A 25,504-nucleotide genomic window follows, 5' to 3' on the forward strand; every position below is an offset into this window, starting at 1 on the left:
AGTCCTTCGTCGGTGGCCGGTCGGTCGCTGGTGCCCGCGACGTCGCCCCGGACCGGTGTGTCCCGGTCCGGGGCGACGGCTCACGGTTCGGCGTCGGTCAGCTGGCGCTCAGGCTGAAGCGCTGGTTGGCCTGGCCGTTGCAGTCGTAGAGCTGGACCTGGGCGCCGTTGGCGGTGCTCCAGACGTCCAGACAACGTCCGGACTGCGCACCGGTGATGGTGCCGTTGGAGTTGACGTTCCACTGCTGGTTGCTCTGGTTGTTGCAGCTGTAGATCTGGACCGCCGAACCGTTGCCGGAGCCGGCGGCGTCCAGGCACATGGAGCCGAAGACCTTCAGCTGCTTGCTGGAGGTGTAGGTCCACTGCTGGTTGCTCTGGCCGTGGCAGTCGTACAGCTGCACCCGCGTGCCGTTGGTCTGCGACGAGTTGGGCACGTCGATGCACCGGCCCGACTGCGCGCCCACGATCCGGTTGACGCCACCCGAGGGCGGCGGCGAGGAGGACGGGGCGGGTGACGGGGACGCCGTGGACGACGGCTGCGGGTTGGCCGCGTTGAGGGCGTTGAGGACGGAGGTGTACGCCGCCTTCGCGCCGCCGCCGCTGTTGAACAGCAGCGGGCTCTCGCTGGAGCGCCAGGAGTCGCTGTCCCGCACGCCCCACACCGTGATCCCGATGCAGCGGGACACGTTCATGCACGCCTGGGTGAGCCCCGAGTACTGCGACGTCGACGCGTTGGTCACGTCGACCTCGGTCAGGGCCACGTCCACGCCGAGGGCGGCGAAGCTGGACAGCGTGGTCTGGAAGTTGCCCGGCAGCGAGCTGCCGCCCGTGAAGTGGGTCTGCAGGCCGACGCAGTCGATCGGCACGCCCCGGGACTTGAAGTCCTGGATCATGCGGTACACGCCCTGGGTCTTGCCGTACGACCAGTTCTCGATGTTGTAGTCGTTGTAGCAGAGCTTCACCGACGGGTCGGCGTTGCGGGCGGTGCGGAACGCCACCTCGATCCAGTCGTTGCCGGTGTTCTGCAGGTTCGACTGCCGGCGGCTGCCGTCCTCGTTGAACGCCTCGTTCACCACGTCCCAGGCGGCGAGCTTGCCCTTGTAGTGGGCCATGACGCCGTTGATGTGATCGATCATCGCCTGGCGCAGGGAGCTGCCGGACAGGCTCTGCATCCAGCCGGGCTGCTGCGAGTGCCAGGCCAGGGTGTGGCCACGGACCTTCAGGCCGCGCTGGGTGGCCCAGTTGTAGATCTGGTCGCCGGAGCCGAAGCTGAACTGGCCCCGGTTGGGCTCGGTGGCGTCGGGCTTCATCTCGTTCTCGGCCGTCACCATGTTGAACTCACGGGCCGCGATCGTGGTGTACGTCGAGTCGCCGAGCCTGCTCGCGGCGATGGCGGTGCCGAAGTACCGGCCCGACTGCGCGGCGGCCGCGCCCAGCGTGCCGGCGGCGGCGCTGGCGTTCGGGATCACGGCCACGACCGCCAGGGTCGCGACCACGCCGGCCGCGCCGGCGAGGAAGACCTTGTGGATCGGCGATCGTTTCCGCCGGTCTGCGCCCTGATGCGCAGTGGGAGAGGCTGTCATCACGGTCTCCTTTCCTGGCCGGGGCTCACCTCGCTCCGGGCGGGGCGGGGCGGGCACCGGCATCGCGGGATTGATACCGACGCATGCTGCCACTCCCGACACCGCTCCGCAATGGCGACTTCCGAAAGCCTTCCGGAAGTCGTGTCCAAGAAATCCGTACAATTTGTCCGCTCGCCCGATCGCTCCGGACCAACTCCGTTGACGGTTATTCCAGTTCACAGGCATTATCAGGAAATCTTGACCAGAATCTCGCCACGATCGTCGACGTTCGACAAAATCCCGTAACACTCTCGACCATCATGGTTGCTCCGAAACTTCCGGAGCCGTATCGATAGCTCAGAGTGCGGACATCCGGGCGACGGTGTGAGCTCGGATGTCGGCGCCAGGGTGATCGCAAGACCTGCCGACCACGGTGCGCACATGCTCCTCGGCCTGCTCGGCCAGTCCGTCGTAGACGGCCGTGAACACCTCGCGGGCGCGGACGCGGGGCCAGTCGGCCGGTAGCAGCCCGATCGGCAGATGCGGATCCAGCAGCGGGATGCGTCGGTAGGTGTCCATGATCTCCGCCCGGGCCCGGACGGCCTCCGCCCCGGTGATCAGTCCGGCGCGGACGCGTGGGACCAGCGGGCTCCAGCGACGGTCGAAGGCCGCGTAGTGCCGGGTGATGGCGGCGATGTCCCAGGCCTCGATCGGGTTGCGGTTGGTCGCGGTCGCCAGCTCGACGTGGTCGGCGCGGAAGACGGTCATCGCGCCGAGCGGGACGGCGGCGAGCCGCTGCCTGACGGTCGGGTTCAACGCGTCCGGCGAGACCCAGAGCCCGTCGTACAGCGGCGCGAACCCGAGCCATCGCAGCTGGCCGCGCAACATCCGCCGCTGCGAGCCCTGCTCCTGGGGCAGGGTGAACGCGACCAGCGTCCAGCACCCGTCCCACGAATTCTGCGCCCCGAACCGGGCGATCCACGCACCGCCTGCCGACAGTTCGGCGGCGGCCTCCCGGGTCAGCCGGTAGGCGCTGTGCCGTCCGTTGCGGGAGCTCTCCAGCACGCCGCGGCGGGCCAGCCGGCTGACGGCCGTACGGGCACCGGCGGCACTGACCCCGGACTCGGCCAGCAGCGTCACGATGGCCGCGGTCGGCAGCCACGCACGCGTGGGCAGCGTGTAGTCGGCCACCAGCGTCGCCGTCAGCCCCTGCGCCGAGTTGGCCTCCTGGCGTCGCGGCAGGCGTGACCCGGCGGCGACGTCGGGGAAGATCTCCTCGATCTCGAACGGGCTTACCACGGCGGCTCCGGCACTTCGATGGACTCGATCCACGGCAAGGCAGGGCCATGATATGCGCGCCGCACCGTACGACGTCGCAATGCCGCCAGCACATCCGAGAGAGTCGATTGACACTTTTCTGCCCTACGGGCACACTACCTGTCACACGTCGTCGATGGAGCCCGACAACGTTCCGTGACCGGGTCTCCCGGTGCGCTGGGGCATGGCGCACCGGGAGGCTGCCCGGCGACCGTCCTCCGACGAGGGAGTGTCATGACAGGAACGTTCGGACCCCGCCTGCGCCGAGCCGCACTGGCGGGTCTGTTGATCACCGCGGTGGCCGGTGCCACGCTGCTGATACCGCGTTTGGCCGAGGCGGGCTCGACCGCGGGCTGCGGAAAGAGCCCGACGTTGACCAGCGGCGCCCGCTCGATCCAGAGCGGCGGCCTCAACCGCAGCTACATCCTGAGCATTCCGGACGGCTACAGCAGCACCCACCCGTACCGGCTGATCTTCGGAATGCACTGGCTGAACGGCACCGCCAACGATGTCGCCACCGGCGGACCCGACGGGTCGGCGTGGGCCTTCTACGGGCAGAAGCAGCTGTCGAACAACAGCACGATCTTCGTGGCGCCGCAGGGCGTCGACAACGGCTGGGCGAACACCGGCGGCCGGGACATAACCCTGGTCGACGACTTGACCGCACTCGTCGAGGGTGCCCTCTGCGTGGATACGAGCCAGGTCTTCGCGATGGGGTGGAGCTACGGCGGCTCGATGAGTTACGCCCTGGCGTGCGCCCGCCCCGCGGTCTTCCGCGCGGTGGTGGTCTACTCCGGCGCCAACCTCAGCGGATGCGGCGGCGGCACGCAGCCGGTCGCCTACTTCGGCATCCACGGCACCCACGACAGCGTGCTCAACATCTCCAACGGACGCTCGTTGCGAGACACCTTCGTCAGGAACAACGGCTGCACCGCGCAGAGTCCGCGCGAGCCCGGCCAGGCGAGCCTGACCCACATCACCACGGTCTACGCCGGCTGCCGATCGGGGTATCCCGTCCAGTGGGCCGCGTTCGACGGCGACCACACGCCCAGCCCGGTGGACGGAACGACCGCCACCAGCGGCATACGGACCTGGACCTCGGCCGCCGTGAACACCTTCCTGGCCCAGTTCTCCAGCGGCCCGCCCCCCAGCAGCCCGCCGCCGAACAGTCCGTCGCCGAGCAGCAGTCCGTCCCCGAGCAGCAGCCCGGCGCCGTCCACGCCGCCGCCCGGCGGCGGATGTACCGCGAGCTACAAGACGGTCAACTCGTGGCCGGGCGGCTTCCAGGGTGAGATCGCGGTGACGGCCGGCAGTTCACCCATCAGCGGCTGGACCGTGCAGTGGACGCTCGGCAGCGGTCAGACCATCACCCAGGTGTGGAACGGAACCCTGTCCGTGAACGGAACGACGGCGTCGGTCCGAAGCGTCTCGTACAACGGCTCGCTGGCGGCTGGCGCGTCCACCACGTTCGGCTTCCTCGCCAACGGAACTCTGTCGACTCCAGCACCGGTCTGCGCCAGCACCACCTGACATGCCCGTGCCGTACGGCGAGACGGGGCCGGGCACCACGCCCGGCCCCGTCCGCGGCTCAGCCGGCGGTGCGGGCGGCGAGCCAGTCGGCGAGGCTGATCGCGCCCAGGCGGGCCTCACCGAGCGGCACCAGCGACGTCTCCTCCAGCAGGGCGCCGAAGTAGCGCGCCGCCGGGTCGGTGACGACCGTCCGGGTGTCGTGCTCGGCGGCCAGGAAGCGCCGCACGAACTCGTCCTGGCCGTAGCGCTCCGGACCGGCGATGTCGACCGCGCCGCCGACCGGCGGCTCGGTCGCGGCCTCGGCGAGGGCGGCGGCGACGTCGTCGGCCGCGATCGGCTGCATCAGCGCCGGCGGCAGGTGCACGCCGTCGCCCTGGGTGGCCCCGTCGGCGATGGCACCGACGAACTCCAGGAACTGCGTGGCGCGCACGACGGTGTACGGCACCGGCCCCGACTTGATCACGTTCTCCTGGGCGACCTTGGCCCGCATGTAGCCGCTGTCCGGGATGCGGTCCGCGCCGACGATGGACAGGGCCACGTGGTGGCCGACCCCGGCGGCGGCCTCGGCGGCCAGCAGGTTGCGGGTGGAGGTCTGGAAGAACTCCAGCACGGCGCGGTCTTCGAAGGACGGCGAGTTGGTCACGTCGACGACCACGTCGGCGCCGGTGAGCACCTCGGCCAGACCGGTTCCGGCGACGGTGTCGACGCCCGTGCTGGGCGAGGCGGCCACGACCTCGTGCCCGGCGGCGCGCAGCAGCCCGCCGACCTTGGTGCCGATCAGGCCGGTGCCTCCGATGATGACGATCTTCATGATGGAGCCTCTCCATAAACTCGGACACTTTTCATCCGAGATCTTACTCGGACAAGATGAGTCCGAGTCAACGACGGGCGGCGGTGAGCCAGCCCACGGCGACCGTGACCGATTTGCCCGATAGTCGGACATTAGCGCCTGAGCGATGTCCAGGTCGGCGGTGTCGCGCACCGCGGTCACGCCGCAGCGGTCGAATCGCACCGGCAGCGCGACCGGCTCCGATCGTGACCCCGGTCACACCACAAACAGAATAACCATTCTCCTTGTATGGTGGGGACACGCATACAGAGCAGACATTCTGTTTGCGGCCGTCGACCACAGGGGAACCGCCGTGCCGAAACTGACCGACGCGCGTCGCGAGCTGCGACGCGACCAGATCATCCAGGCTGCCGTGCGCTGCTTCGTACGCAACGGCATGGACCGCACCTCAGTCGCCGACATCACCGCGGAGTCGGGCCTGTCCGCCGGCTCGATCTACGCCCACTACCGCAGCAAGGCCGAGATCGTGCAGGCGGCCGCGCAGGACGTGCTCGAACGCCGGCTGCGCACGCTGACCGCGGCCGCCGACGGCGCGCAGCCGCCGAGCCCAGCCGAGCTGATCACCCGGTTGGCCGCCGGGGTCGAGCGGGACGAGGCACGCGTCGGCCTCCAGGCGTGGGGCGAGGCGACCACGGACCCGGTCATCCGCGACATCGTCACGGACATGACCGACCGCTTCCGCGACCAGCTACAGGTCAGCTGCGCGGCCTGGCTGGTCGCGGCGAGAGGCCGGGAGCCGGGCGAGGCCCGCGCCGGGGCGGCGATCCTCGCGAGCCACCTCGTCGACGTCTACCTGGCGTTCCTGTTCCGCCGCGCGCTGCTGGACGAGGCTGCCCCGATCGATCTGCGGGCGATCACCGCCTTCGCCGACGCCGTCGCCTGACGGCCGACACCGCCGCACACGCGCCACGCCTTCGGCCACTGACCACTTCCGACCCCTCGCTGAGAAAGGCACCCCATGCTCGACACGCGCAAGCCGTACCTCGGGTTCAGGACCCTGGCGCTGCTGCCGATCGTCCTGTTCCTGCCCTCCGTCGTCTCGTTCGCCATCGCCGAACCGGGCGTCGTGTGGCCGGAGTACTCCGGCGTCTTCTTCCACCTGGCGATCCTGTTCCTGATCAACCGGATGGACGCGCCCGCCTGGGCCAAGGCGGCCGGTTACAGCTGGATCGCCCTGGACGTGCTCACCGGCATCATGTCCATCAACGAGGTGCCGTACGAGATCACCTGGCCCGTCCGCCTCGGCGGCCACGTCTTCGCGGGCCTGTGGATCCTGATGAGCTCGCTCAGCGCCCGCGACCGGGCCGTCCGCATCGTCGGCGCGATCACCGGCGTCTGGCTCGGCAGCTTCTCGTTCGTCGCGAACATCGCCCCCGAGCAGCTGCTCTACCCCGCCTCGATACTGATCATCGCCTGGTTCACGCTGCTCGCCACCAGGTATCAGCCCGCCGGCGACGCCGCGCCGACGCCCGCCGCCAGCCCTGCCGCCGCTCTGTCGTAGCTCTGTCCTGGCCGCACAGGCGGGACGGCCGCCCCCTGAAGTCGGGCGGCCGTCCCTCTCCCCACGCCGGACTAGCAGGCGCCCTGGTCGGACCAGACCGCCCACGAGCCGGGTGCACCGGGCTCCGCGCCGGTCGACCACCAGGTCGCCTTCCAGCGGTGCCCGTTGTAGGAGACCACGTCGTCAGGGACGTACGGCGTGGCCGAACTCCACGCGGGCAGCCCGCCGCAGCCACCGCCGCCGCCACCGGTCACCGTCAGGGTGAAGGTGGCGGTGTGGGTCGCGCTGGTGCCCGCACCGGTCACGGTCAGCGTGTACGTCCCCGCCACCGTGCTCGCCCCGACCGACACCGACAGCGTCGCCGAGCCGCCCGAGGTCACCGAAGACGGGCTCACCGACGCCGTGACGCCGGTCGGCGCCCCGGTCACCGACAGGTTGACCGCCTGGGCGCTGCCCGAGGTGGTGCTGGTGCCCACCGACGCGGTCGTCGAGCTGCCCGCCGCCACCGTCGCCGACGAGGGCGACAGCGACACCGCGAAGTCGTCGCCGGTCGGCACCGTCGTGACCGTGACCGTGTACGTCGCGGTGTGCGTGGCCGCCGAGCCGGTGCCCGTGACGGTGATCGCGGCCGAGCCGGCCGCCGCCGACGCGCTCGCGGTCAGGGTCAGCGTGCTGGAGCCGCCGGAGGTCACCGACGACGGGCTGAAGCTCGCCGTCACCCCGGACGGCAGGCCGCTCGCGGTCAGGGCGACCGTCTGCGCGCTGCCGGACGTGGTCGCGGTCGAGACCGTCGTGGTGACCGACGAGCCGCGCTGCACCGTACCGCTGCCGGGGCTGGCCGTCAGCGAGAAGTCGTTGCCCGGGTTCGCGGTGCACTGCGCCTCGCCGGACTGGGCGGGCACGCTGACCGCGTCCCAGGCCGCCTTGACCGTGCGGCACTCGGCCGACGACGCGCCAAACAGGTTGACCGCGGCCCGCAGGGTCGCGGTGCGCACGTTGACGTAGCGCCACGACGAGGTCTTCAGGTTCAGCGCGCCCAGGTAGATCTGGCCCGCCTTCTGGATGCCGATGCCGGTGACCGTGCCGCCGTTGCAGGTCGGGCTGGCGGGGTTGCCGCCGCTGCCGGCCGAGCCGTTGGCGGTCAGGTAGAACCAGTGGTTGTTCGGGCCCGCCGCGGCGTGCACCTCGGTGTTCGGGATCGACGCGGAGTAGCAGTTCGGGTCGCCGACCGCGGACGGGTTGTACATGTTGCGGATCGGGCCGTTGCCGACCAGGTCGACCTCCTCGCCGACGAGGAAGTCCGGCGGGTCGTTGGGGTTGTTGGCGTACGCCTCGGTCAGCGCGCCGAAGATGTCGCCGGTCGACTCGTTGATGCCGCCGTTCTCGTTGCCGGAGCCGGCGCCGCCGGGCGTGGTCTGGAAGATGGCGTGGCCGTACTCGTGCGCCACGACGTCGATCGGGGTGGCCTGGCGGTTGTTGGCCTGGTTGTGGCCGAAGTTGGTGTAGCTGCCGTTCCAGTACGCGTTGACCTCGTTCAGGCCGACCCGGGCCGGGAAGCCGCCCCCGTTGCCGTCGATGCCGCTGCGGCCCAGCCAGGCGCCGAGCATGTCCCACTCGCGCTGCACGGCGTAGAGCGCGTCGACGCAGCCGGTCTCCAGGTTGGTGCCGGAGCCGTTGCCCCACGCGTCGTCGGTGCCGGTGTAGGCGGTGCCGCCCTGGCCGCCGCAGCGCAGGCCCGGCCGGGTGTTGTCGGTCATGGACCACGACGAGCCGGAACCGCTGGTGGCGATGCTGACCTGGCCGTTGAAGTAGCCGTTGCCGGTGCCCAGCCGCACGTCGTCGCGCACGTCCAGCACGGTCGCGGTGGCCGCGTCGACGACCACGTGCAGGCGGCTGGGCGCCTGGCGCTTGGCGCCTTCGAGCACGACCTCGTAGGCGAGCCGGTCCCCGGTCAGCGTCGAGAAGACGACGAGCTGCGCGGCGGCGGCCCGGTCGACGCGGTCGAGCCGGCCACGCGCGACCGCGGTCGCCTTGGCGGCGGTCACCTTCGCGGTGGTGGTGGCGAGTTTGACGCCGCGCCCGATGGCGGAGGCGGTGTCGCGTACGACGCCGTCGCGGTCGGTGACCACGACCGCGTCGCCGCCGAGGACGGGCAGGCCGCGGTAGGTGCGCTCGTAGGCGACGTACTGGAGGCCGCCGGAGCCGGCGACGACGTTGCGGCGTACGAAGGTCTCGTCCGGGCCCTTGGCCAGGGCGTCGGCCCCGGCGGCGGCGATGCGGTCGGCGGCGGTCGCGGCGAGGGTGGCCGCGGTCGGGGCCGGGACCGGGGCGGCGGCGGGACTGGCCGCCGCGCCGGTCACGCCCGGCAGCACCAGGGCGAGACCCGCCGTCGCGGCGGTCGCCGCGAACGTGAGTCTGAGGCCGATGGATTTCACGAGGAGGTTCTCCTTCTGCGGGTGGTGTTTCGGGGTTGGGTGGCCGGGACGCCTGCTGGCGGGGAGGCGTCCCGGCCACCCGGAGGGGAGGATTCGTGCTAGCAGGCGCCGCGGTCGGCCCAGACCGCCCAGGAACCGGGCGCGCTGGGCTCGGCGCCGGTCGACCACCAGGTCGCCTCGTAGCGGCGACTGGCGTATGCGACGTTCGTGCCGGGCGCGTACGCCGTGGTGGCGCTCCAGCCGGGCAGGCCGCCGCAGCCGCCCGGGTTGCCCGGCGAGGTGCTGGGGCCGGGCGAGGTCGGCGGGGTGCCGCCGGTGACGGTCAGCGTCAGCCCGTAGGTCTGCAGGATCTCGTTGACCGGCTGGAAGTACGTCGTGCCGCCGGAGGTGCAGTCGCCCGACCCGCCCGAGGTGACACCCTGGGCCTGGTCACCGGCGATGAGCGAGCCGCCGGAGTCGCCGGGCTCGGCGCAGACGTCGGTCCGGATCAGACCGGTCACGGTCCCCTGCGAGTAGGTGACCGAGCTGTTGAGCGCGTTGACGGTGCCGCAGTGCCAGCCGGTGGTGGAACCCGACCGGCACACCGACGCCCCGACCCCGACCGCCTGCGAACCGGCGACCGAGACGGTGCCCGGGTAGCGGTTGACCTGCGCGCGGGGCGTGTTGCCGGCGGCGACCCGCACCCAGGCGTAGTCGTTGCCCGGGAAGCTCGACCCGGCGAAGCTGCCGCTGGGCTGGGTCGTGGTGGCGCCGGAGGTGCCGCAGTGCCCGGCGGTGACGAACCCGCCGGTGACCGCGAAACCGACCGAGCAGCGGGTGCCGCTGCCGATGTAGTACGCGTTGCCGCCGACGACGTCGATCAGCGGCCGGGGCTGCTCGGCGCTCGCCTCGAACCGGAGCGCCCCGCTGTCCAGCCCGCTGGCCGCCGCCCAGGCGCGGGCGGCGTCGAGGCCGCCGTCGCGGTAGAGGACCGCGACGGTGTTGGTGCGCACGTCCGGGTACCAGCCGGGCACCTCGCGCGGGGCCTGGGCGGCCCGGCGGTCCAGGCGTGCCGCCGCGTCCCGCAGCGCGGACTCGCTGCGCGCGACGAGGACCGGGGCGGCCCCGGCCGCGCGCACCTTCGCCGCGGCGGTGCTGCCGGTCACGGCGATGGTGAGCACCGAGGCGTCGGTGTTCAGGTAGGCGCCGCCGAACCCGGCACCGAGGCTGCGGCGCAGGCCGTCCTCGGTGCGGGCGAAGGCGGCTTCGCGGCCGAGGCGGGCCAGTGCCTGCTCGGGGTTGATGTGCAGGGTACGGGCCAGTTCGGACACCATGCCCCGGTCCGCCGCGACCTGGGGCGCCGCAGGGGTCGGGGCCGTCCCGGCCATGGCGGCCGGGGCGACCACCAGGGCGACCGAAGCGGCCACGCAGGCGGCCATACCGGCGGTCAGTGCCGCCGTCCACTTTCTGTCAGCCATGCAGGCGAATCTATGAACATACTTAACAGTTCTGTATTACCGAACGACTCCTACCGTTCATGTCGGGTCGGCCGCGCACGGGCAGCAACGCTCATGACCGCAGGCGACCGCGGGCGGCGTCTGGCAGACTCTCCGTCCGTGGACGATGTCGAGCTGAGCGCCCCCGGCCTGCTGCTGCGGCCCTGGCAGGACCAGGACGCGCCCGTTGTGCTGGCGGCCCTGGCGGACCCGGCCATCGCGCAGTGGAACTCGCAGGGCGTCACCGACCTGGAGGGGGCCGCCGCCTGGATCCGGTGGCGGGCCGACTGGAGCTGCGGAACCCGGATGTCGCTCGCGGTGTGCGATGAGGTCGGGACGCTGCTGGGCGCGGTGTCGCTGAACCAGATCCAACGCGGCAACGCGTCGATCGGGTACTGGACCGCCGCCCCCGCCCGAGGTCGCGGCGTCGCGTCCGCCGCGGTCAACGCGCTGTCCGAGTGGGCCTTCACGCAGGGCGGCCTGTACCGGATCGAGCTCTGCCACGCGGTCGGCAACCCCGCCTCCTGCCGCGTCGCCGCACAGGCCCGCTACCAGCTCGAAGGCACGTTGCGCCGGTCGCACCAGTACAGCGACGGGCTGCGCCACGACGAGCACCTGCACGCCCGCCTGGCCGACGACGTCTGAGCGACCCGCACGGCACGAGCAGCGTGCGAGGTGCCCAGGGGCGCCCGGTCAGGCGCACAGCGCGGCGATAACGGTGTCCACATACCAGCGTTCGAATCGTTCGGCAGGCCAGCCGCACCGCCGGACGAGCCAGTCATAGTTGCGGAAATCCATGGCCAGCCAGAGGACGTCGGCGACGCTGCCGACATCGTGCTCGGGGCGCAGCATGCCGGTGGCGAGCAGTTCAGCGCCGAAGATGGACATTCCCCGCCGTCGGTCGTCGACCTGCTTCTGCCATATCTCGGCCGCGTCCGGGTCGGCTGCGGCGGCTCCGGCGAGCGCGATCATCACATCGGCCTGCCGCTCATGCGTGTGCGTGAGGTGCCGTGCATAGCGGACGAGCTTGGCCCTCGGATCGGCCAGTGCTCTGATCTCGGCCACGAACGGGCGGTCGGGCAGCGCCACGGGTTCCTCGTCGCCTGCGACCGTCACGTCCACCAGTTCCGACAGAACCTGCCGCTTACTCCCGAAGACCGCATAGACCGTCTGCACTGACACGCCGGCTTCCGCGGCGAGGGCGGTGAGTGGAGTGGCCGCGTATCCCGGACTGACGAAGAGCCTGGCCGCGGCGTCCAGTATCGCCCGCCGGGTCTGGCGGGCCTGCTCGTGCCGCCGCGATGAGTCATATCGCCGCTTGACAACCACGGTCGGAGTGTAGTGCCATATTCATTAGAGTGTAGCTTTAATGAATGGAGTCATGACCATGTTGTTCGGAGTGGTGCAGGAGATGCCGGGCGTCAGCGAGTCCGAGTACCGCTCGGTGGAGCAGCACCTCGGCCCCGATCGGCCGCCTGGCCTCCTCGCGCACGTCGCGGGCCCGGTTGACGGCGGCTGGCGGATCATCAACATCTGGCAGGACGAGCAGGCGTTCCGGCGGTTCCAATCCGAGCGGCTCATGCGCGCCGCCGGGCTGGCGGCCCAGGAAGAAGGCTTCGACGCCAGCAAGGCGGCAGGGTTCAGCTCGATGTCGGTGACGGGCACGGAGATGCCGTTCTGATGTCCGACATCGCCGAGCTCAGGGCACGCAACGCCGACTTCTGGGCACAGGCGGCAGAGGGCTGGATCCGGCAGGCGGAACGCCACGACAAGCTTGGCCACCCGCTCGGAGCCGTGGCGATGCGGTCGCTGGACCTGAAGCCGGGCGAGCACGTACTGGACGTGGGCTGCGGTTGCGGGGGCACGACCGCCGCCCTGGCGGCACTGGCCGCCCCTGACGGCTCGGCAGTCGGCCTGGACCTGTCAACGGACATGATCGCGGCAGCCAGGCGACGGTTTCCGGCCGACCGCCATCCCGGGCTCCACTTCGCGGCCGGTGACATCGAAACCGCGGCAACCGTGCCGGGAACTCCGTTCGACGCGGCCTTCTCCCGAATGACACTGATGTTGCTGGCCGATCCGGTTGCCGCGAGCACCAGGATCCAGCGGGTGCTACGCCCCGGCGGCCGTCTGTCCGCCACCGTGTTCCGTGACGGCCCCGCCAACCCATGGCTCCCGGCCGCGGTGCTCGCCGCAGCCCCGCACGTGGGTGCGCTGCCCCCGTTGCCGGTCGGCACCGAGCCAGGCCCCTTCGCCTTCGCCGATCCCGCCCATATCAGCGACGTGCTGCGCCAGGCGGGCTTCACGGACATCGCCATCGACCCATACGACGTCGAACTCGAAGCACCGGACGAACCCGATGCCGTCGCTGAGTGGCTCATCGATCTCGGGCCGGCTGGAGCCGCCTACCGGGCAGCCCCCGTCGCCCGGCAGACCGCGGCGCGAGCAGCGGCCGTGCGACTACTGCGGCGCTACCACGAACGCGGCGCCGGCTACCGGTTGCCGGCCGGGCTGTGGCACATCCGCGCCGCTACACCTCTGTAGATCTCATCTCGCGAACAGGATCAGGATGCTCCGCACAGCATGCGCCACCCTCGTCATGTCCATCGCACTCGCCAGCCTGCTCACCGGTTGCGCCGAAAGCGCCCGCCCGGACGACAGCAGTCAGCCGAATGCCACGTCATCGCCCGCCCACGACCTCTGCGGCCCAGCCGCCGCCACGGTCGAACAGCACCTCCACGCCCCCGAAGTAGAGAAGGTCGTCGTCGTCGGACAATGCACTGCGCTGGTGGTCGACACCACCCTCGACGACGAGGACGTCGAGGCTGCCAGGCAGCTGTGCGAGAAGGCCGCGGAGGTCGCATACACCGGCGATGTCAACTCCATCGCCATCAAGAGCAAAGGCGGCCGCGAGCTCGCGCAAGGCATCTCCGGCATGAAATGCCTGGGATAGCGGCCCGGCCGCAGGGCATCGGCCGGCTACGCCGACGGCCGCCGGGTGGGCGCGAGCCCCGACCAGGAGCCAGGCGGATCGGCCAGGAACCGCAGCAGATTGAGGATGCGGCTGGCCGGTGGAGCGGTCCAGTGGCGCCGCCCCGCTTGCGGCACCGGGTCGCGCAGCCGGGCGAGCGCCCAGTGCAGGTGCACCCGCAGGATCGCCGCCTCGCCGACCGGCGTCTCCGGTGCCTGCTCACGGTATCCGGCGAGCACCTCGACCACATCGGACAGGTTCAGCTTCGCGAAGTCGTCCGCCGGATCGCCGAGGTGGGTGTCGCCCCAGTCCACCACCGCCGCGTAGCGGCCGTCCGCTGCGGCCAGGACGTTCTGGGGCGCGACGTCACCGTGCAGCACCGCCACGCCCTCGGGCGGGCGCAGCTCGTCCAGGTGGGCGAACCACCCCGTGAGCCATCGCGCCGTGTCGAGGTCGAGATGACCGACGGTGGCCATCGCATCGACAAGGTCGGCCGGGTCGCCGCCGACCTCCGCGACCAGGCCCTGCACCGGCGCCAGCGAGTGTAGGCGGGCCAGATCGCGACCGAGTTCGCGCAGCAGGCGCGGTCGCGCAGGCGTCGCGGCCGCGGCGAGGTCGACGACGCCGACCCGCTCCTGCACCAGGTACGGCGCCGGGACGAGGGTCAGGCTGTCGTCGTACGCGATGATGGCGGGCGTGCGCACCCCGGCGGCCCGCGCTGGGCCGATGACCAGGGTCTCCCGCCGCAGGTCGGCCTCGCACCCGGCGCGGGCGATCCGCAGGAACAGATCCTCGCCCAGCAGGTACGCGTGGTTGGCGACCCCGCCCGGCACCGGCCGCACCGCGTCCGCGGGCACCCCGTGCCGGGCCGCGACCGCGACCGCCGCCGCGAGGTCAGCCACGCGCTGCCGTGCCGAGCGTGCTCTCCCGGGGCATCAGCTCCCAGGTCGGCTGCACCTCGCACGGTTCGGCCTCGGCGCGCTGCTCGACCCGCGCGACCAGCGCGGCCACGGCCAGCCTGCCGATGCTCTCCTTGTCCGGCGAGATCGTGGTCAGCGTCGGGCTGCTGAACCGGCCCTCCTCGATGTCGTCGAAGCCGATCACCGCGACGTCCTCGGGCACCCGCAGCCCCCGCTCGTGCAGGGCCCGCATCGCACCGATGGCGACCAGGTCGTTGTAGGCGAACACCGCGTCGGGCTCCTGCCCGCTGTCCAGCAGCCGGTGCACCGCCGCGGCGCCGTCGCCGCGCCCGAACGTGGGCGTGGTCGCCACCAGCGCGGCGTCGAACCGCAACCCGGCCGCGGCCAGCGCGTCCTCGTACCCGCGCAGGCGCAGGTGGGCGGGCTGGCGGCGGGCGTCGGCGTGGGCGCCGACGAACGCGATCCGCCGCCGCCCCAGCCCGATCAGGTGCTGCATGGCCGCGCTGCTCGCCGCCACGTTGTCGATGGCGATGTGGTCGTACGGCACGTCGTACACGCTCTCGCCGACCAGCACCAGCGGGGTGGAGCTGGTCCGGGCGAGCACGGCCGCCCGGTCCAGCTGCACCGGGCTGAGGATCAGCCCGTCGATGATCTGCTCCCGGAACCCGTCGCTGACCAGCAGTTCCTTCTCGCGGTCACCGTCGGTGTAGTCGAGCAGCAGGGTGTAACCGTGCCGCGCGGCCTCCCGGATCGCCGCCCCGGCCAGCTCGGCGAAGTACGGGTTGTTCAGTTCCGGGATGGCCAGGGCGATGATTCCGGTACGGCCCCGGCGCAGGTGCCGGGCGGACAGGTTGGGGGTGTACCCCAACTCGTCGATCGCCTGCTGCACCCGCACCCGGGTGGCCTCGCCGACCGGCCGGTATCCGTTGATCACGTTGGAAACCGTCGCCAACGACACACCGGCTCGCGCGGCGATCGCCTTGAGACTGACCCCCACCGCTGGGCTTCCTCCGCTCATTGCTCATTGTCATCATGGCCGGTCACCGAAGGTCAACGCAGACGCTGACTCCGGCTCAGATATGTCTGGACGACCACCACCACGATCAGGAACGCTCCACTCACCACTGACTGGTAGGACGAGTCGAGTGTGCCGATCTGGTTGATCACGTTCTGGATGACGCCGAGCAGCAGCACGCCGCACAGCGTCCCGCTGACGCTGCCCGCGCCGCCGACCAGCAGGGTCCCGCCGATCACCACCGCGGCGATCGCGTCGAGTTCCATCCCCACGCCGAGGATGGTGACCCCGGACGACAGCCGGGCCGCGTTCAGCGCCCCGGCGAACCCGGCCAGCAGCGCGCTGGCGGTGTACGTGATCAGTTTGATCCGGGCCACCGGCAGCCCCATCAGCGCGGCCGCCTGCTCGCTGCCGCCGACGGCGAACACCGCCTGCCCGTACCGGGTGCGCTGGAGCAGCAGCCCGCCGACGGCGAAGGCCAGCAGCGCCAGCCACACCGGGTAGCCGAGCCCGAGGAAGGTGCCCTGCCCCAGCTTCGCGAACGCCGACCCCTTCTCGATGAGGTACGTCTGCGACCCCTCGTCGGTCAGCGCGAGCAGCAGCCCGCGCGCGCCGAGGAGGCTGGCCAGCGTCACGATGAACGGCGCCAGCCGCGCCTTGGCGATCAGGAAGCCGTTGAGCAGCCCGATCGCCCCGCACACGACCAGCGGCAGCAGCAGCGCGGGCAGCATCCCCCAGCGGGAGCCGTACGCGGCGAGCACGCCGCCGAGGGCGAACACCGACCCGACCGACAGATCGATGCCGCCGCCGATGATGACGAACGCCATGCCCAGGGCCACGATCGCCAGGAACGCGGACTGGATGGCGATGCCCTGGAAGTTGCCGACGGTCCCGAACGAGGGGAACCGCACCGAGGCGACCACCACGACGACGGCCAGCACGGCCAGGGCGCCGTGACGTTGCAGCAGCCCGGCGACGCGCTCGCCGCGGGTGGGCTGCTCGACCGGCACCTCGTGGCGCTGCGGCGCCGGTGCGGCGAGGGTGGAGGTGCTCATCGGCGTCGCTCCCGGGCCAGGTAGACGGCGCCGAGGATGATGGCTGCCTGCACCATCTGCGCCGTCGAGTCGGACAGGTTGTGGCTGATCAGGGTCGCCCGCAGCAGCTGCATCAGCAGCGCTCCGGCGACGGTGCCGAGCACCCGGATCCGGCCGCCGGACAGCGGCGTGCCGCCGACGACGACGGCGGTGATGGCCGACAGCTCCATCAGGTTGCCGATCGCGGACGGGTCGCTGGCGGTGAGGCGGGCCGTGGCCAGCACCCCGGCCAGCGCCGCGAGCACCGCGCACAGCACGTACGTGCCCAGCAGCACGCGGCGCACCGGGAGCCCGGCCAGGGTGGCCGCCGCCCGGTTGCCGCCGATGGCCACCAGCTGGCGGCCGTACGTCGTCTGCGACACGAGCAGGCCCACGGCCAGCGACAGCACTCCGGCGATCACGACGACGACCGGGATGCCCAGGATGTCGTCGGAGCCGAGTGCGAGCAGGTCGGTGTTCTCGATCTGCTTGAGCCGGCCGCCGGCCAGCACCAGGGCCAGGCCCCGGCCGCCGACGAGCAGGGCGAGGGTCGCCACGATCGGCTGGAGGCCGACGACGGCGACCAGCAGGCCGTTGACCGCGCCGACGACCAGGCCGGTGAGCAGCGCCATCACGATGGCGGGCCCCATGCCGTAGCCGAGGTACAGCGGCAGCGCCGCAGCCGACAGGGCCATCACCGAGCCGACCGACAGGTCGACGCCCTCGGTGCCGATGACCATGGCCATGCCCAGCGCCACGATCAGCACCGGTGCGACCTGGATCAGCTGGGTGCGCAGGTTGGCCGTGGTGAGGAAGTTGTCGGTGAACACGGCGTTGAACGCGAGCACCACCACCACCGCGGCGTAGACGCCGTACTGGGGCAGCGCGGCCGACAGCCGGGCGGTGCGGGGCAGGGCGAGGTCGGTCATGCCCGCTCCCCCGCCAGCGCCGCCATGATCCCGGCCTCGCTGACCTCGTCGCCGGTGAGTTCACCGGTGACGGCGCCGGCGCGCAGCACGACCACCCGGTCGGCTCCTTCCACGAGTTCCTCCAGGTCGGAGGAGATGAGCACGACCGCCAGCCCGTCGCGGGCCAGCTCGTCGACCAGTGCCTGGACCTCGGCCTTGGCGCCGACGTCGATGCCGCGGGTGGGCTCGTCCAGCAGCAGCAGCCTGGGGTGCAGGCACAGCCACCGGGCCAGCAGCACCTTCTGCTGGTTGCCGCCGGACAGCTCGCCGACGGGCTGCTCGGGGCTGGCCGCCTTGATGCGCAGCCGCTGCATGAACGTCTCGACGATCCGGTCCTGCCGCTTGCGCGAGACCAGCCCGAACCGGGAGATGCGCGGCAGCGCGGCGAGCACGATGTTCTCGCGCACCGACAGCTCGGGCACGATGCCCTCGGCCTTGCGGTCCTCGGGCAGCAGCACCATCCCGGCGCGGATGGCCGCGGCCGGGTTGAGCCGGCGCAGCCGCTTGCCGCCGATGGTGACGGTGCCGCTGTCCAGCGGCAGGGCGCCCACGACGGCCTTGGCGGTCTCGGAGCGGCCGGAGCCGAGCAGGCCGCCCAGGCCGGTGACCTCGCCGGGGCGCACGTCGAAGGAGACGTCGTGCAGGACGTGGCGGCGGGTGAGGCCGCGTACGCTGACCAGCGGTTCGGCGTCGGTGTCGTGGTGGCCTTCGAAGCCGGTCAGGCCCTCGCGGCTGACGGTGGCCGGGTCGCGGCCGAGCATGTGCGAGACCAGGTGCAGCCGGTCGAGGACGGCCAGCTCGCCGCTGTGCACGAGCCTGCCGTCGCGCAGCACGGTGACCCGGTCGCACAGCTGGTAGAGCTCGTCGAGGCGGTGGCTGACGTAGATGATGGCCATGCCCTGCGCCGACAGGTCGCGGACGACCGCCTGCAGGGTCTGCACCTCGCGGGGCTCCAGCGACGAGGTGGGCTCGTCCATGATGAGCACCTTCGCGTCGACGGCGACGGCGCGGGCCAGGGCGACCATCTGCTGCGCGCCCAGCCCGAGCGAGCGCAGTGGGCGGCGTACGTCGACGGTGATGCCGAAGCGGGCCAGGGTCTGCGCCGCCTCGCGGTGCATGCGGGTGAAGTCGATGAGGCCGCCGGGCAGCATCGGCTCGCGGCCGAGGAACAGGTTGCGGGCGACGCTCATCAGCGGGACGAGGTTGACCTCCTGGTAGATGGTCGAGATGCCGGCGTTCTGCGCCTCGCGCGGGCTGCCGAAGGAGACCGGCGCCCCGTCGAGCAGGACCTCGCCCCCGTCGGGGGTGTACACGCCGGTGAGCACTTTGATCAGGGTGGACTTGCCGGCGCCGTTCTCGCCGACGAGGGCGTGGACCTCGCCGGGCGCGACGGTCAGCGACACGTCCTGTAGGGCGAGCACGCCGGGAAAGCGTTTGGACACTCCGCGTACGTCCAGCATCGGCGGATCTGCCTCCCGTTTCTGTCGAGGGCGGGCGCCCGGGATCGTATATGATCCCGGGCGCCCGCAGGTGGGTCAGTAGGCGCTGGACAGGGAGGAGGCCGCGTTGGCCGGGTCGTACTCGCGGTCGGAGATGATCACGTTGGCCGGGATCGACTCGCCGCCGTAGAACTTGGCCGCGGTGGCGAACGCCAGCGGGCCGAAGCGCGGGTTGGACTCGATGACGGCGTTGATGGTGCCGTCCACGATCGCCTTCACGGCGTTGGCCGTACCGTCGATCGAAACGATCTTGATGTCGGTGCCGGGCTTCTTGCCCCGGCCCTTGATCGCGGTGACGGCGCCCAGCGCCATCTCGTCGTTCTCGGCGTAGACGGCCGTGATCTCCGGCTTGGACAGCAGCAGCTGCTCCATCACCGACTGACCCTTCTCCCGGGAGAACTCGCCGGTCTGCTGGGCGACGATCTCGATGCCCGGCGCGGTGGCCTTGATCTGGTCGACGAAACCGTTGGTGCGGTCGGTGGTGACGTTGTTGCCCGAGGAGCCGAGCAGGATCGCCACCTTGCCCTTGCCGCCGGTCGCCTTGACCATCGCGTCAGCGGCACGCTTGCCCTGCTCGACGAAGTTCGAGCCGAGGAAGGCCAGGTAGTCCTTGCACGGGCTGGCGTTGACCTTGCGGTCGATGGTCAGCACCGGCACCTTCTTGGCCGCGGCGGCGGCCAGGGCCGGCTCCAGGCCGTCGGAGTTGAGCGGCGCCACGATCAGGAACTGCGCACCCTGGTTGAGCATGTCCTGGATGTCGCTGATCTGCTTGGACAGCTGCGACTGGGCGTTGGTGACCAGCAGCTGCTTGACGCCGATCTTGGCGGCCTCGTCCTTGATCGACTGAGTTTCGGCGATCCGGAACGGGTTGGCCTCCTTCTCCGACTGCGAGAAGCCGACGATGGCGTTCTTGAGGTCGAGCTTCTCGCCGCCGTACGACTGGAGCGTGCAGCCGGGGCCGGTCGCGCCGGTGGAGGCGACGACCTGCGCACCGGCACTGGCGTTCGTGCCGGGGGTGCCGTTGTCCTCGGCCTTGGTGCAGGCCGAGAGCAGCATCGCACCGCCCAGTAGGACGACGGCCGCGGAGGCCGAAGCCCGCGAATTGATCTTCATTTGAGGGATCTCCTGTACTGGATGGACGGTCAACCAGTTTTGTGCCATATTTCGACACGTATCACTTAATGGTGGAGATTGGAGGGCGCCAGGCCTAGGCTCTATAACGTTATACAGAACGCTGACCATGTCAGCAAGATGTCCGGCACGTGACAACCCCACCGTCCCCAGGAGTTGCCCGTAATGAAAGTCAGAGCAGGTCTGGCCGCGCTGAGTCTGATCGCGACGGTGCTCGTCACCGCCGCGGCACCGGCGCAGGCTGCCTACGTCCCGAAGACCCCGCCGCTGGCCACGCCGTGGACCAGCCAGGTCTCGACGACCAACCCGCTGCCCGAATATCCGCGCCCGCAGCTGACCCGGCCCGACTGGCAGAGTCTCAACGGCCAGTGGCAGTTCGCCGGCGCGGCCAACCTCAACACCCCGCCGGCCGGCCAGAACCTGGCCGAGACCGTGCTGGTGCCGTACCCGGTCGAGTCGGCGCTGTCCGGGATCATGCGGCACGAGAACAACATGTGGTATCGGCGCACCTTCACTGTCCCATCCGGCTGGTCGGGCAGGCGAGTGCAGCTCAACTTCGGTGCCGTGACCTACCGCGCCTCGGTGTGGGTCAACGGCGTGTCGATCGGCAGCCACAGCGGCGGCTACGACGCGTTCAGCTTCGACATCACCGGCGCGCTCAACGGCGGCACCAACGAGATCATCGTCGGGGTCTACTCCCCCGTCGACGCGACCGGCATCCCGCTGGGCAAGCAGCGCCTCAACCCCGGCGGCATCTTCTACACCGCCGCCAGCGGCATCTGGCAGACGGTCTGGCTGGAGCCGACCAACGCCGCGCGCGTCACCCGCCTGGACACCACGCCGGACCTGGCCGCCGGCCAGCTCGACCTGGTCGCCCAGGTCAGCGGCTCGGCGCAGGGCGTGACCGCCGAGGTGCTCAGCGGCGGCGCGGTCGTCGGTTCCGCCAGCGGCGCACCCGGCGCCCACCTGCGGATCAACGTCCCGAACGCCCACCTGTGGACCCCGGACGACCCGTTCCTGTACGACCTGCGCGTCACGCTGACCGGCACCGGCGGCGGCGACCAGGCCGGCGGCTACTTCGGCATGCGCTCCATCGGCAAGGCGATGGTCGGCGGCGTGCTGCGCCCGGTGCTCAACGGCAAGTTCGTGTTCCAGCTGGGCACCCTGGACCAGGGCTACTGGCCCGACGGCATCTACACCGCGCCGACCGACGCCGCGCTGCGCTTCGACCTGGAGCAGCAGAAGGCGTTGGGCTTCAACATGGTCCGCAAGCACATCAAGGTCGAACCGGCCCGCTGGTTCTACCACGCCGACAGGCTCGGCCTGCTGGTGTGGCAGGACATGCCCGCCATGAAGACCGGCTTCACCCCGTCGGCGGCGGACAAGACCAACTTCGAGGCCGAGCTGCACCGCATCATCGACCAGCTCAAGAGCATCACGTCGATCGTGCTGTGGGTGCCGTTCAACGAGGGCTGGGGCGAGTACGAGCCCGCCCGCATCGCCGACCTGGTCAAGGGCTGGGACCCCAGCCGCCTGGTCACCAACAACTCCGGCTCCAACTGCTGCGGCTTCGACGGCGGCAACGGCGACACCATCGACGACCACATCTACGTCGGGCCCGGACAGCCGCAGCTGCCCACCGCCAGCCGCATCGCGGTCCTCGGCGAGTACGGCGGCCTGGGCCTGCGCGTGTCCGGCCACGAGTGGTCGCCGGGCAACGGGTTCGGCTACGAGATGCTGCCGGACTCGTCGTCGCTGACCCAGCGGTACGTCGCGATCACGAGCCAGCTGCGCGACCTGATCAGCACCCGCGGCCTGTCGGCGTCGGTCTACACCGAACCGACCGACGTGGAGAACGAGGTCAACGGCTTCTACACCTATGACCGCGCGGTGCAGAAGATGGACTTCGCGCAGGTCGCCGCGGTCAACAACTCGGTGAAGGCGGCCGCGCAGGGCACCTACCTGCCGGTCAACCAGCTGGTGTCGCTGAAGGTCACCACCTCCTGCTGCACCGACCGGTCGCTGAGTGTGGCGTCGAACCTGGGCGTCACCTCGGTGGTCAACTCCGCCGCCGCCGACGCCCTCAAGAAGGACTCCACCTTCTGGGTACGGCCCGGCCTGGCCGACGCCAACTGCGTGTCGTTCGAGTCGCGGGGCGCGCCGGGGCAGTTCCTGCGCCACTCCGGCTACCGGCTGCGGCGCGACGCCAACGACAACAGCACCGGGTTCAAGGCCGACGCGACGTACTGCATCCGGGCCGGCCTGGCCGGGGGCGGCAGCTCGTTCGAGTCGTACAACTTCCCGGGGCGCTACCTGCGGCACATCGCGTCCGAGGTGTACATCTCGAACAACTCCGGGGCCAACGCCTGGGACAACCCGACCAGCTTCGCCGCCGACGCGACCTGGGCGGGCATCCCGCCGTGGTGGCGCAGCGGCGCCGACCTGACCCTGGGCGCCGCCCAGTCGTTCCAGGTGGTCACCCCCGGGTACACCGACCGCTACCTGCGCCACTACAACGCCCTCGGCTACACCGAGGTGGTCAACTCGGCCAGCAGCGCCACGCTGAAGGCCGACGCCACCTTCTACGTACGCCGCGGCCTGGCCGACCCGAGCTGCTACTCGTTCGAGTCGCGCAACTTCCCCGGCCAGTACCTGCGCCATTCGCAGTTCCGCATCCACAGGGACCCGTCCGACGGCAGCACGCTGTTCAACGCCGACGCGACGTTCTGCGCCCAGCCGGGCCGCTACGGCAGCGGCAACGTGACCTTCGAGTCCGTCAACATCAACGGCTACCGGCTGCGGCACTACGCCTCGGAGGCCTGGATCGCCGCGCCCGGCGGCGCCAACGCCGCCGACAACCCCGCCAACTACGACGCCGACACCAGCTGGAAGGTCGTGGCGCCCTGGGCGCCGTGACCCTGACCGGCTGATCCGGACCGCCGGACCGCACGCACCACGCCGGCGTGCGGTCCGGCCCCATGATCGCAAAGTAACGCTTCGGTGGCGGTCGGTTGGCCCCCCTCAGGTACTCGGTCTATGCTGCTGCGAGTTCACCAATGAGGGTCGATGGGAGCCGTCTCGTGTCGCAAGACAGCAAGGTGCGCGAGGAGGTCGCGCCGCCCGGCGTCGACACCAGCGTCGCGCATTCGGCGCGCATGTACGACTGGTGGCTCGGCGGGAAGGACAACTTCGCCGCCGACCGGGCCATGGGGGACGCCTTCATCCAGGCCATCCCCACCATCAAGACGATGGCCAAGGAGAACCGCCTGTTCCTGGGCCGGGCCGTGCGCCACCTGGTCGCAGAGGCCGGAATCCGACAGTTCCTCGACATCGGCACGGGCATCCCGACCCGGCCGAACCTGCACGAGGACGCGCAGGCGATCGCCCCCGAGACCCGCGTGGTCTATGTGGACAACGACCCGATCGTGCTGGTCCACGCCCGCGCCCTGATGGTCAGCTCGGAGGAGGGCCGCAGCGAGTACATCCACGCCGACCTGCGCGACCCCGAGTCGATCCTCAACGATCCGGCGCTGGTGGCGACGCTGGACCTGACCCAGCCCGTGGCGCTGATGCTGGTCGCGGTGCTGATGCTGATCAAGAACGAAGAGGACCCGTGGGCGCGCACCCGCGCCATCATGGACGCGCTGCCCTCCGGCAGCTACCTCGTCGTCACCCACCCCGGGCGTGACTTCGACGAGGCGGCGATGGAGCTGATCGAGACGTCGGCCGCCCGCGGCGGCATGACCGTCATCCCCCGTACCAAGGCCGAGGTGGAGCGGTTCTTCGACGGCTGGGAGCTGCTCGAACCGGGTGTGGTCCCGGTGATGGGCTGGCGCCCCGACGAGCCGGCCGAGGACCCGGCCGCCGCCTTCTACTGGGCGGGCGTGGCCCGCAAGCGCTAGCACCCGCGCCGGCCGGACCGGCGATCACGGCAGTCTCACCCGCGCGCGGCGCGGTCGAGCAGGGCATCTGGCCCGCTCGGCCGCGCCGTTCGGCTTTCCGGCCGCCGACGTAACCGCCGCGCCCGGTGCCTCGTTGGAACCTGCGGCTGCGGCGGTCCGCAGGACGTTACACAAAATTCACCTCAAAGCGTGGCAAAGCATCGCATGTTGACACCGTCCACATTAGACTGAGGCACATGAATATCCCCACCGAGCCCATCGGCAGCATCCCCCGAACCGCCGAGCTGCTGGTCGGCATGTCCGACTTCGCGGCGGGCCGGATCTCCGCCGATGACCTCGACGCCCTGCATGAAGCCGCCGTCCGCGACACCATCAAGCGGTTCGAGGAGCTCGGCTCTCCCGTGGTCACCGACGGCGAACAGAGCAAGCCCAGCTTCGCCACCTACCCGCTGACCGGTCCGATCTCGCTGGCCCCGGACGGCGCGGTGATCCCGTTCGCCGACGGGCACACCCGGCAGCTGCCCCGGCTGACGGCGGGCCCGTTCCGCTACGGCGTGCGCGCGGGCAGCTACCTGACCGCCGCGCAGCGCCACGCCACCGTGCCGGTGAAGCAGGCCGTCATCGCCGCCTCGGCACTGAGCCTGCTCTACCCGCAGGACGGCATCGCCGGCTACGACCGCGACCAGTTCCTCGCCGACCTGGTCGCCGAGGCCGAGGCCGACATCCGCAGCGCGCTGGACGCCGGGGCGCACCGGGTGCAGATCGACTTCACCGAGGGCCGCCTGGCGCTGAAGCTGGACCCGTCCGGCGGCGTGCTCGACTCGTTCATCGACCTCAACAACCAGGTGCTGGCCCGGTTCAGCCAGGCCGAGCGGGCCCGCATCGGCGTGCACACCTGCCCCGGCGGCGACCAGGACTCCACCCACAGCGCCGACGTCGACTACGCCGAGCTGCTGCCCCGCCTGTTCCAGCTCGACGCGGGCGCGTTCTACGTCCAGCTCGCCAGCGAGGCCGAGCCCGACCGCGTGCTGCGCATCATCGCCGGTCATGTCCGCGACGGCCAGCAGGTCTTCGTCGGCGTGACCGACCCGATCGACCCGGCGGTGGAGACCCCGGAGCAGGTCCGCGACCGCGTCCTGCACGCCGCCGAGCACCTGGGCACGGAGCGGCTGGGCACGACCGACGACTGCGGGTTCTCGCCGTTCGGCGACGACACGTCGACCTCCAGAGAGACAGCATTCGCCAAGGTGCGGGCCCGGATAGAGGGGACTAGCCTGGCCGCGGCGCAACTGGGCGCCTGAGCTCTGCGCCCGGCCGCATGGTGCTGGGCGCAGCAGAATCGGGCCGGGTACGGAC

General features: G+C 71.0%; 22 protein-coding genes. 10 read left to right on the top strand and 12 right to left on the bottom strand.

Features of this window, described 5'->3' with window-relative positions; all coding sequences use genetic code 11:
- Nucleotides 1-97: 97 nt before the first annotated feature.
- Entirely contained in the window at nt 98-1,582 is a 1,485-nt protein-coding gene (locus Cs7R123_RS24830) for an endo-1,4-beta-xylanase (protein WP_212830122.1), read from the bottom strand.
- Between the two features lie 336 nt (nt 1,583-1,918).
- Nucleotides 1,919-2,860 carry a PaaX family transcriptional regulator C-terminal domain-containing protein gene (locus Cs7R123_RS24835; protein WP_212830123.1) on the bottom strand — a complete coding sequence of 314 codons (942 nt, stop codon included), beginning with the start codon at nt 2,858-2,860 and terminating at the stop codon, nt 1,919-1,921.
- 252 nt (nt 2,861-3,112) lie between these two features.
- On the opposite strand from Cs7R123_RS24835, the gene Cs7R123_RS24840 reads away from it, so the two are divergent.
- On the top strand, nt 3,113-4,408 hold the full coding sequence (locus tag Cs7R123_RS24840; RefSeq protein WP_212830124.1) for a cellulose binding domain-containing protein: 1,296 nt from the start codon (nt 3,113-3,115) through the stop codon (nt 4,406-4,408).
- A gap of 58 nt (nt 4,409-4,466) precedes the next feature.
- On the opposite strand, the gene Cs7R123_RS24845 is transcribed toward Cs7R123_RS24840, so the two are convergent.
- Nucleotides 4,467-5,219 (bottom strand): SDR family oxidoreductase, encoded by a 753-nt coding sequence (locus Cs7R123_RS24845; RefSeq protein WP_212830125.1) that lies wholly within the window; start codon nt 5,217-5,219, stop codon nt 4,467-4,469.
- A gap of 331 nt (nt 5,220-5,550) precedes the next feature.
- On the opposite strand from Cs7R123_RS24845, the gene Cs7R123_RS24850 reads away from it, so the two are divergent.
- Together Cs7R123_RS24850 and Cs7R123_RS24855 are read left to right on the top strand one after the other, a co-directional pair.
- Nucleotides 5,551-6,141, top strand: a complete 591-nt coding sequence (locus Cs7R123_RS24850; RefSeq protein ID WP_212830126.1) for a TetR/AcrR family transcriptional regulator — start codon at nt 5,551-5,553, stop codon at nt 6,139-6,141.
- A 75-nt stretch (nt 6,142-6,216) separates the two neighbouring features.
- Entirely contained in the window at nt 6,217-6,759 is a 543-nt protein-coding gene (locus tag Cs7R123_RS24855) for a hypothetical protein (RefSeq protein ID WP_212830127.1), read from the top strand.
- 71 nt (nt 6,760-6,830) lie between these two features.
- On the opposite strand, the gene Cs7R123_RS24860 is transcribed toward Cs7R123_RS24855, so the two are convergent.
- Both Cs7R123_RS24860 and Cs7R123_RS24865 read right to left on the bottom strand, forming a co-directional pair.
- On the bottom strand, nt 6,831-9,194 hold the full coding sequence (locus Cs7R123_RS24860) for a M4 family metallopeptidase (protein WP_244872116.1): 2,364 nt from the start codon (nt 9,192-9,194) through the stop codon (nt 6,831-6,833).
- Between the two features lie 98 nt (nt 9,195-9,292).
- Complete coding sequence (locus tag Cs7R123_RS24865; protein WP_244872117.1) at nt 9,293-10,651, bottom strand: alpha-lytic protease prodomain-containing protein; 1,359 nt, start codon at nt 10,649-10,651, stop codon at nt 9,293-9,295.
- 138 nt (nt 10,652-10,789) lie between these two features.
- Here Cs7R123_RS24865 and Cs7R123_RS24870 point away from each other — a divergent pair, with 138 nt between their 5' ends.
- A complete protein-coding gene (locus Cs7R123_RS24870) occupies nt 10,790-11,314 on the top strand; it encodes a GNAT family N-acetyltransferase (RefSeq protein WP_212830128.1) in 525 nt (174 codons plus the stop codon).
- Between the two features lie 48 nt (nt 11,315-11,362).
- Here the strand turns inward: Cs7R123_RS24870 and Cs7R123_RS24875 are convergent, their stop codons facing one another.
- Nucleotides 11,363-11,998 (bottom strand): TetR/AcrR family transcriptional regulator, encoded by a 636-nt coding sequence (locus Cs7R123_RS24875; RefSeq protein WP_244872118.1) that lies wholly within the window; start codon nt 11,996-11,998, stop codon nt 11,363-11,365.
- A gap of 52 nt (nt 11,999-12,050) precedes the next feature.
- Between Cs7R123_RS24875 and Cs7R123_RS24880 the strand changes: the two genes are divergently transcribed.
- From Cs7R123_RS24880 to Cs7R123_RS24890, 3 genes are read left to right on the top strand one after another with little or no spacing between them, the layout of a single operon-like run.
- The gene (locus Cs7R123_RS24880) at nt 12,051-12,350 is read left to right on the top strand and encodes a hypothetical protein (RefSeq protein ID WP_212830129.1); all 300 of its coding nucleotides are present in this window, start codon (nt 12,051-12,053) and stop codon (nt 12,348-12,350) included.
- A complete protein-coding gene (locus Cs7R123_RS24885; protein ID WP_212830130.1) occupies nt 12,350-13,213 on the top strand; it encodes a class I SAM-dependent methyltransferase in 864 nt (287 codons plus the stop codon). The genes Cs7R123_RS24880 and Cs7R123_RS24885 overlap by 1 nt, the downstream gene beginning before the upstream one ends.
- Nucleotides 13,214-13,268: 55 nt before the next feature.
- A complete protein-coding gene (locus tag Cs7R123_RS24890; protein WP_212830131.1) occupies nt 13,269-13,622 on the top strand; it encodes a hypothetical protein in 354 nt (117 codons plus the stop codon).
- Nucleotides 13,623-13,648: 26 nt separating this feature from the next.
- Here the strand turns inward: Cs7R123_RS24890 and Cs7R123_RS24895 are convergent, their stop codons facing one another.
- From Cs7R123_RS24895 to Cs7R123_RS24920, 6 genes are all read right to left on the bottom strand, one after another.
- A complete protein-coding gene (locus tag Cs7R123_RS24895) occupies nt 13,649-14,542 on the bottom strand; it encodes a phosphotransferase family protein (RefSeq protein WP_212830132.1) in 894 nt (297 codons plus the stop codon).
- Nucleotides 14,535-15,557 carry a LacI family DNA-binding transcriptional regulator gene (locus Cs7R123_RS24900; protein WP_244872119.1) on the bottom strand — a complete coding sequence of 341 codons (1,023 nt, stop codon included), beginning with the start codon at nt 15,555-15,557 and terminating at the stop codon, nt 14,535-14,537. Before Cs7R123_RS24900 ends, Cs7R123_RS24895 begins: the two co-directional genes overlap by 8 nt.
- Nucleotides 15,558-15,610: 53 nt before the next feature.
- Nucleotides 15,611-16,630, bottom strand: a complete 1,020-nt coding sequence (locus Cs7R123_RS24905; protein ID WP_212830134.1) for an ABC transporter permease — start codon at nt 16,628-16,630, stop codon at nt 15,611-15,613.
- Nucleotides 16,627-17,577, bottom strand: coding sequence for an ABC transporter permease (locus Cs7R123_RS24910; protein ID WP_212830135.1), 951 nt, complete (start codon nt 17,575-17,577; stop codon nt 16,627-16,629). The genes Cs7R123_RS24905 and Cs7R123_RS24910 overlap by 4 nt, the downstream gene beginning before the upstream one ends.
- Nucleotides 17,574-19,076 carry a sugar ABC transporter ATP-binding protein gene (locus Cs7R123_RS24915; RefSeq protein ID WP_212830136.1) on the bottom strand — a complete coding sequence of 501 codons (1,503 nt, stop codon included), beginning with the start codon at nt 19,074-19,076 and terminating at the stop codon, nt 17,574-17,576. Before Cs7R123_RS24915 ends, Cs7R123_RS24910 begins: the two co-directional genes overlap by 4 nt.
- Nucleotides 19,077-19,151: 75 nt before the next feature.
- Complete coding sequence (locus Cs7R123_RS24920; protein WP_212830137.1) at nt 19,152-20,228, bottom strand: ABC transporter substrate-binding protein; 1,077 nt, start codon at nt 20,226-20,228, stop codon at nt 19,152-19,154.
- Between the two features lie 183 nt (nt 20,229-20,411).
- On the opposite strand from Cs7R123_RS24920, the gene Cs7R123_RS24925 reads away from it, so the two are divergent.
- From Cs7R123_RS24925 to Cs7R123_RS24935, 3 genes are all read left to right on the top strand, one after another.
- Nucleotides 20,412-23,162, top strand: a complete 2,751-nt coding sequence (locus Cs7R123_RS24925) for an AbfB domain-containing protein (protein WP_212830138.1) — start codon at nt 20,412-20,414, stop codon at nt 23,160-23,162.
- Nucleotides 23,163-23,344: 182 nt separating this feature from the next.
- Nucleotides 23,345-24,148 carry an SAM-dependent methyltransferase gene (locus Cs7R123_RS24930; protein WP_374707093.1) on the top strand — a complete coding sequence of 268 codons (804 nt, stop codon included), beginning with the start codon at nt 23,345-23,347 and terminating at the stop codon, nt 24,146-24,148.
- Between the two features lie 236 nt (nt 24,149-24,384).
- Complete coding sequence (locus Cs7R123_RS24935) at nt 24,385-25,449, top strand: cobalamin-independent methionine synthase II family protein (RefSeq protein WP_212830140.1); 1,065 nt, start codon at nt 24,385-24,387, stop codon at nt 25,447-25,449.
- The last annotated feature ends 55 nt before the right edge of the window (nt 25,450-25,504 follow it).

The sequence above is a fragment of the Catellatospora sp. TT07R-123 genome, from assembly GCF_018327705.1.
In the GTDB taxonomy this organism is placed as follows: Bacteria; Actinomycetota; Actinomycetes; order Mycobacteriales; family Micromonosporaceae; genus Catellatospora.

Bases quoted from the DNA above. Each gene is read 5' to 3' on its own strand.
- Cs7R123_RS24830 (WP_212830122.1), bottom strand. From the start codon at position 1,582: ATGACAGCCTCTCCCACTGCGCATCAGGGCGCAGACCGGCGGAAACGA.
- Cs7R123_RS24840 (WP_212830124.1), top strand. From the start codon at position 3,113: ATGACAGGAACGTTCGGACCCCGCCTGCGCCGAGCCGCACTGGCGGGT.
- Cs7R123_RS24845 (WP_212830125.1), bottom strand. From the start codon at position 5,219: ATGAAGATCGTCATCATCGGAGGCACCGGCCTGATCGGCACCAAGGTC.
- Cs7R123_RS24855 (WP_212830127.1), top strand. From the start codon at position 6,217: ATGCTCGACACGCGCAAGCCGTACCTCGGGTTCAGGACCCTGGCGCTG.
- Cs7R123_RS24865 (WP_244872117.1), bottom strand. From the start codon at position 10,651: ATGGCTGACAGAAAGTGGACGGCGGCACTGACCGCCGGTATGGCCGCC.
- Cs7R123_RS24880 (WP_212830129.1), top strand. From the start codon at position 12,051: ATGACCATGTTGTTCGGAGTGGTGCAGGAGATGCCGGGCGTCAGCGAG.
- Cs7R123_RS24885 (WP_212830130.1), top strand. From the start codon at position 12,350: ATGTCCGACATCGCCGAGCTCAGGGCACGCAACGCCGACTTCTGGGCA.
- Cs7R123_RS24890 (WP_212830131.1), top strand. From the start codon at position 13,269: ATGTCCATCGCACTCGCCAGCCTGCTCACCGGTTGCGCCGAAAGCGCC.
- Cs7R123_RS24905 (WP_212830134.1), bottom strand. From the start codon at position 16,630: ATGAGCACCTCCACCCTCGCCGCACCGGCGCCGCAGCGCCACGAGGTG.
- Cs7R123_RS24910 (WP_212830135.1), bottom strand. From the start codon at position 17,577: ATGACCGACCTCGCCCTGCCCCGCACCGCCCGGCTGTCGGCCGCGCTG.
- Cs7R123_RS24915 (WP_212830136.1), bottom strand. From the start codon at position 19,076: ATGCTGGACGTACGCGGAGTGTCCAAACGCTTTCCCGGCGTGCTCGCC.
- Cs7R123_RS24920 (WP_212830137.1), bottom strand. From the start codon at position 20,228: ATGAAGATCAATTCGCGGGCTTCGGCCTCCGCGGCCGTCGTCCTACTG.
- Cs7R123_RS24925 (WP_212830138.1), top strand. From the start codon at position 20,412: ATGAAAGTCAGAGCAGGTCTGGCCGCGCTGAGTCTGATCGCGACGGTG.
- Cs7R123_RS24935 (WP_212830140.1), top strand. From the start codon at position 24,385: ATGAATATCCCCACCGAGCCCATCGGCAGCATCCCCCGAACCGCCGAG.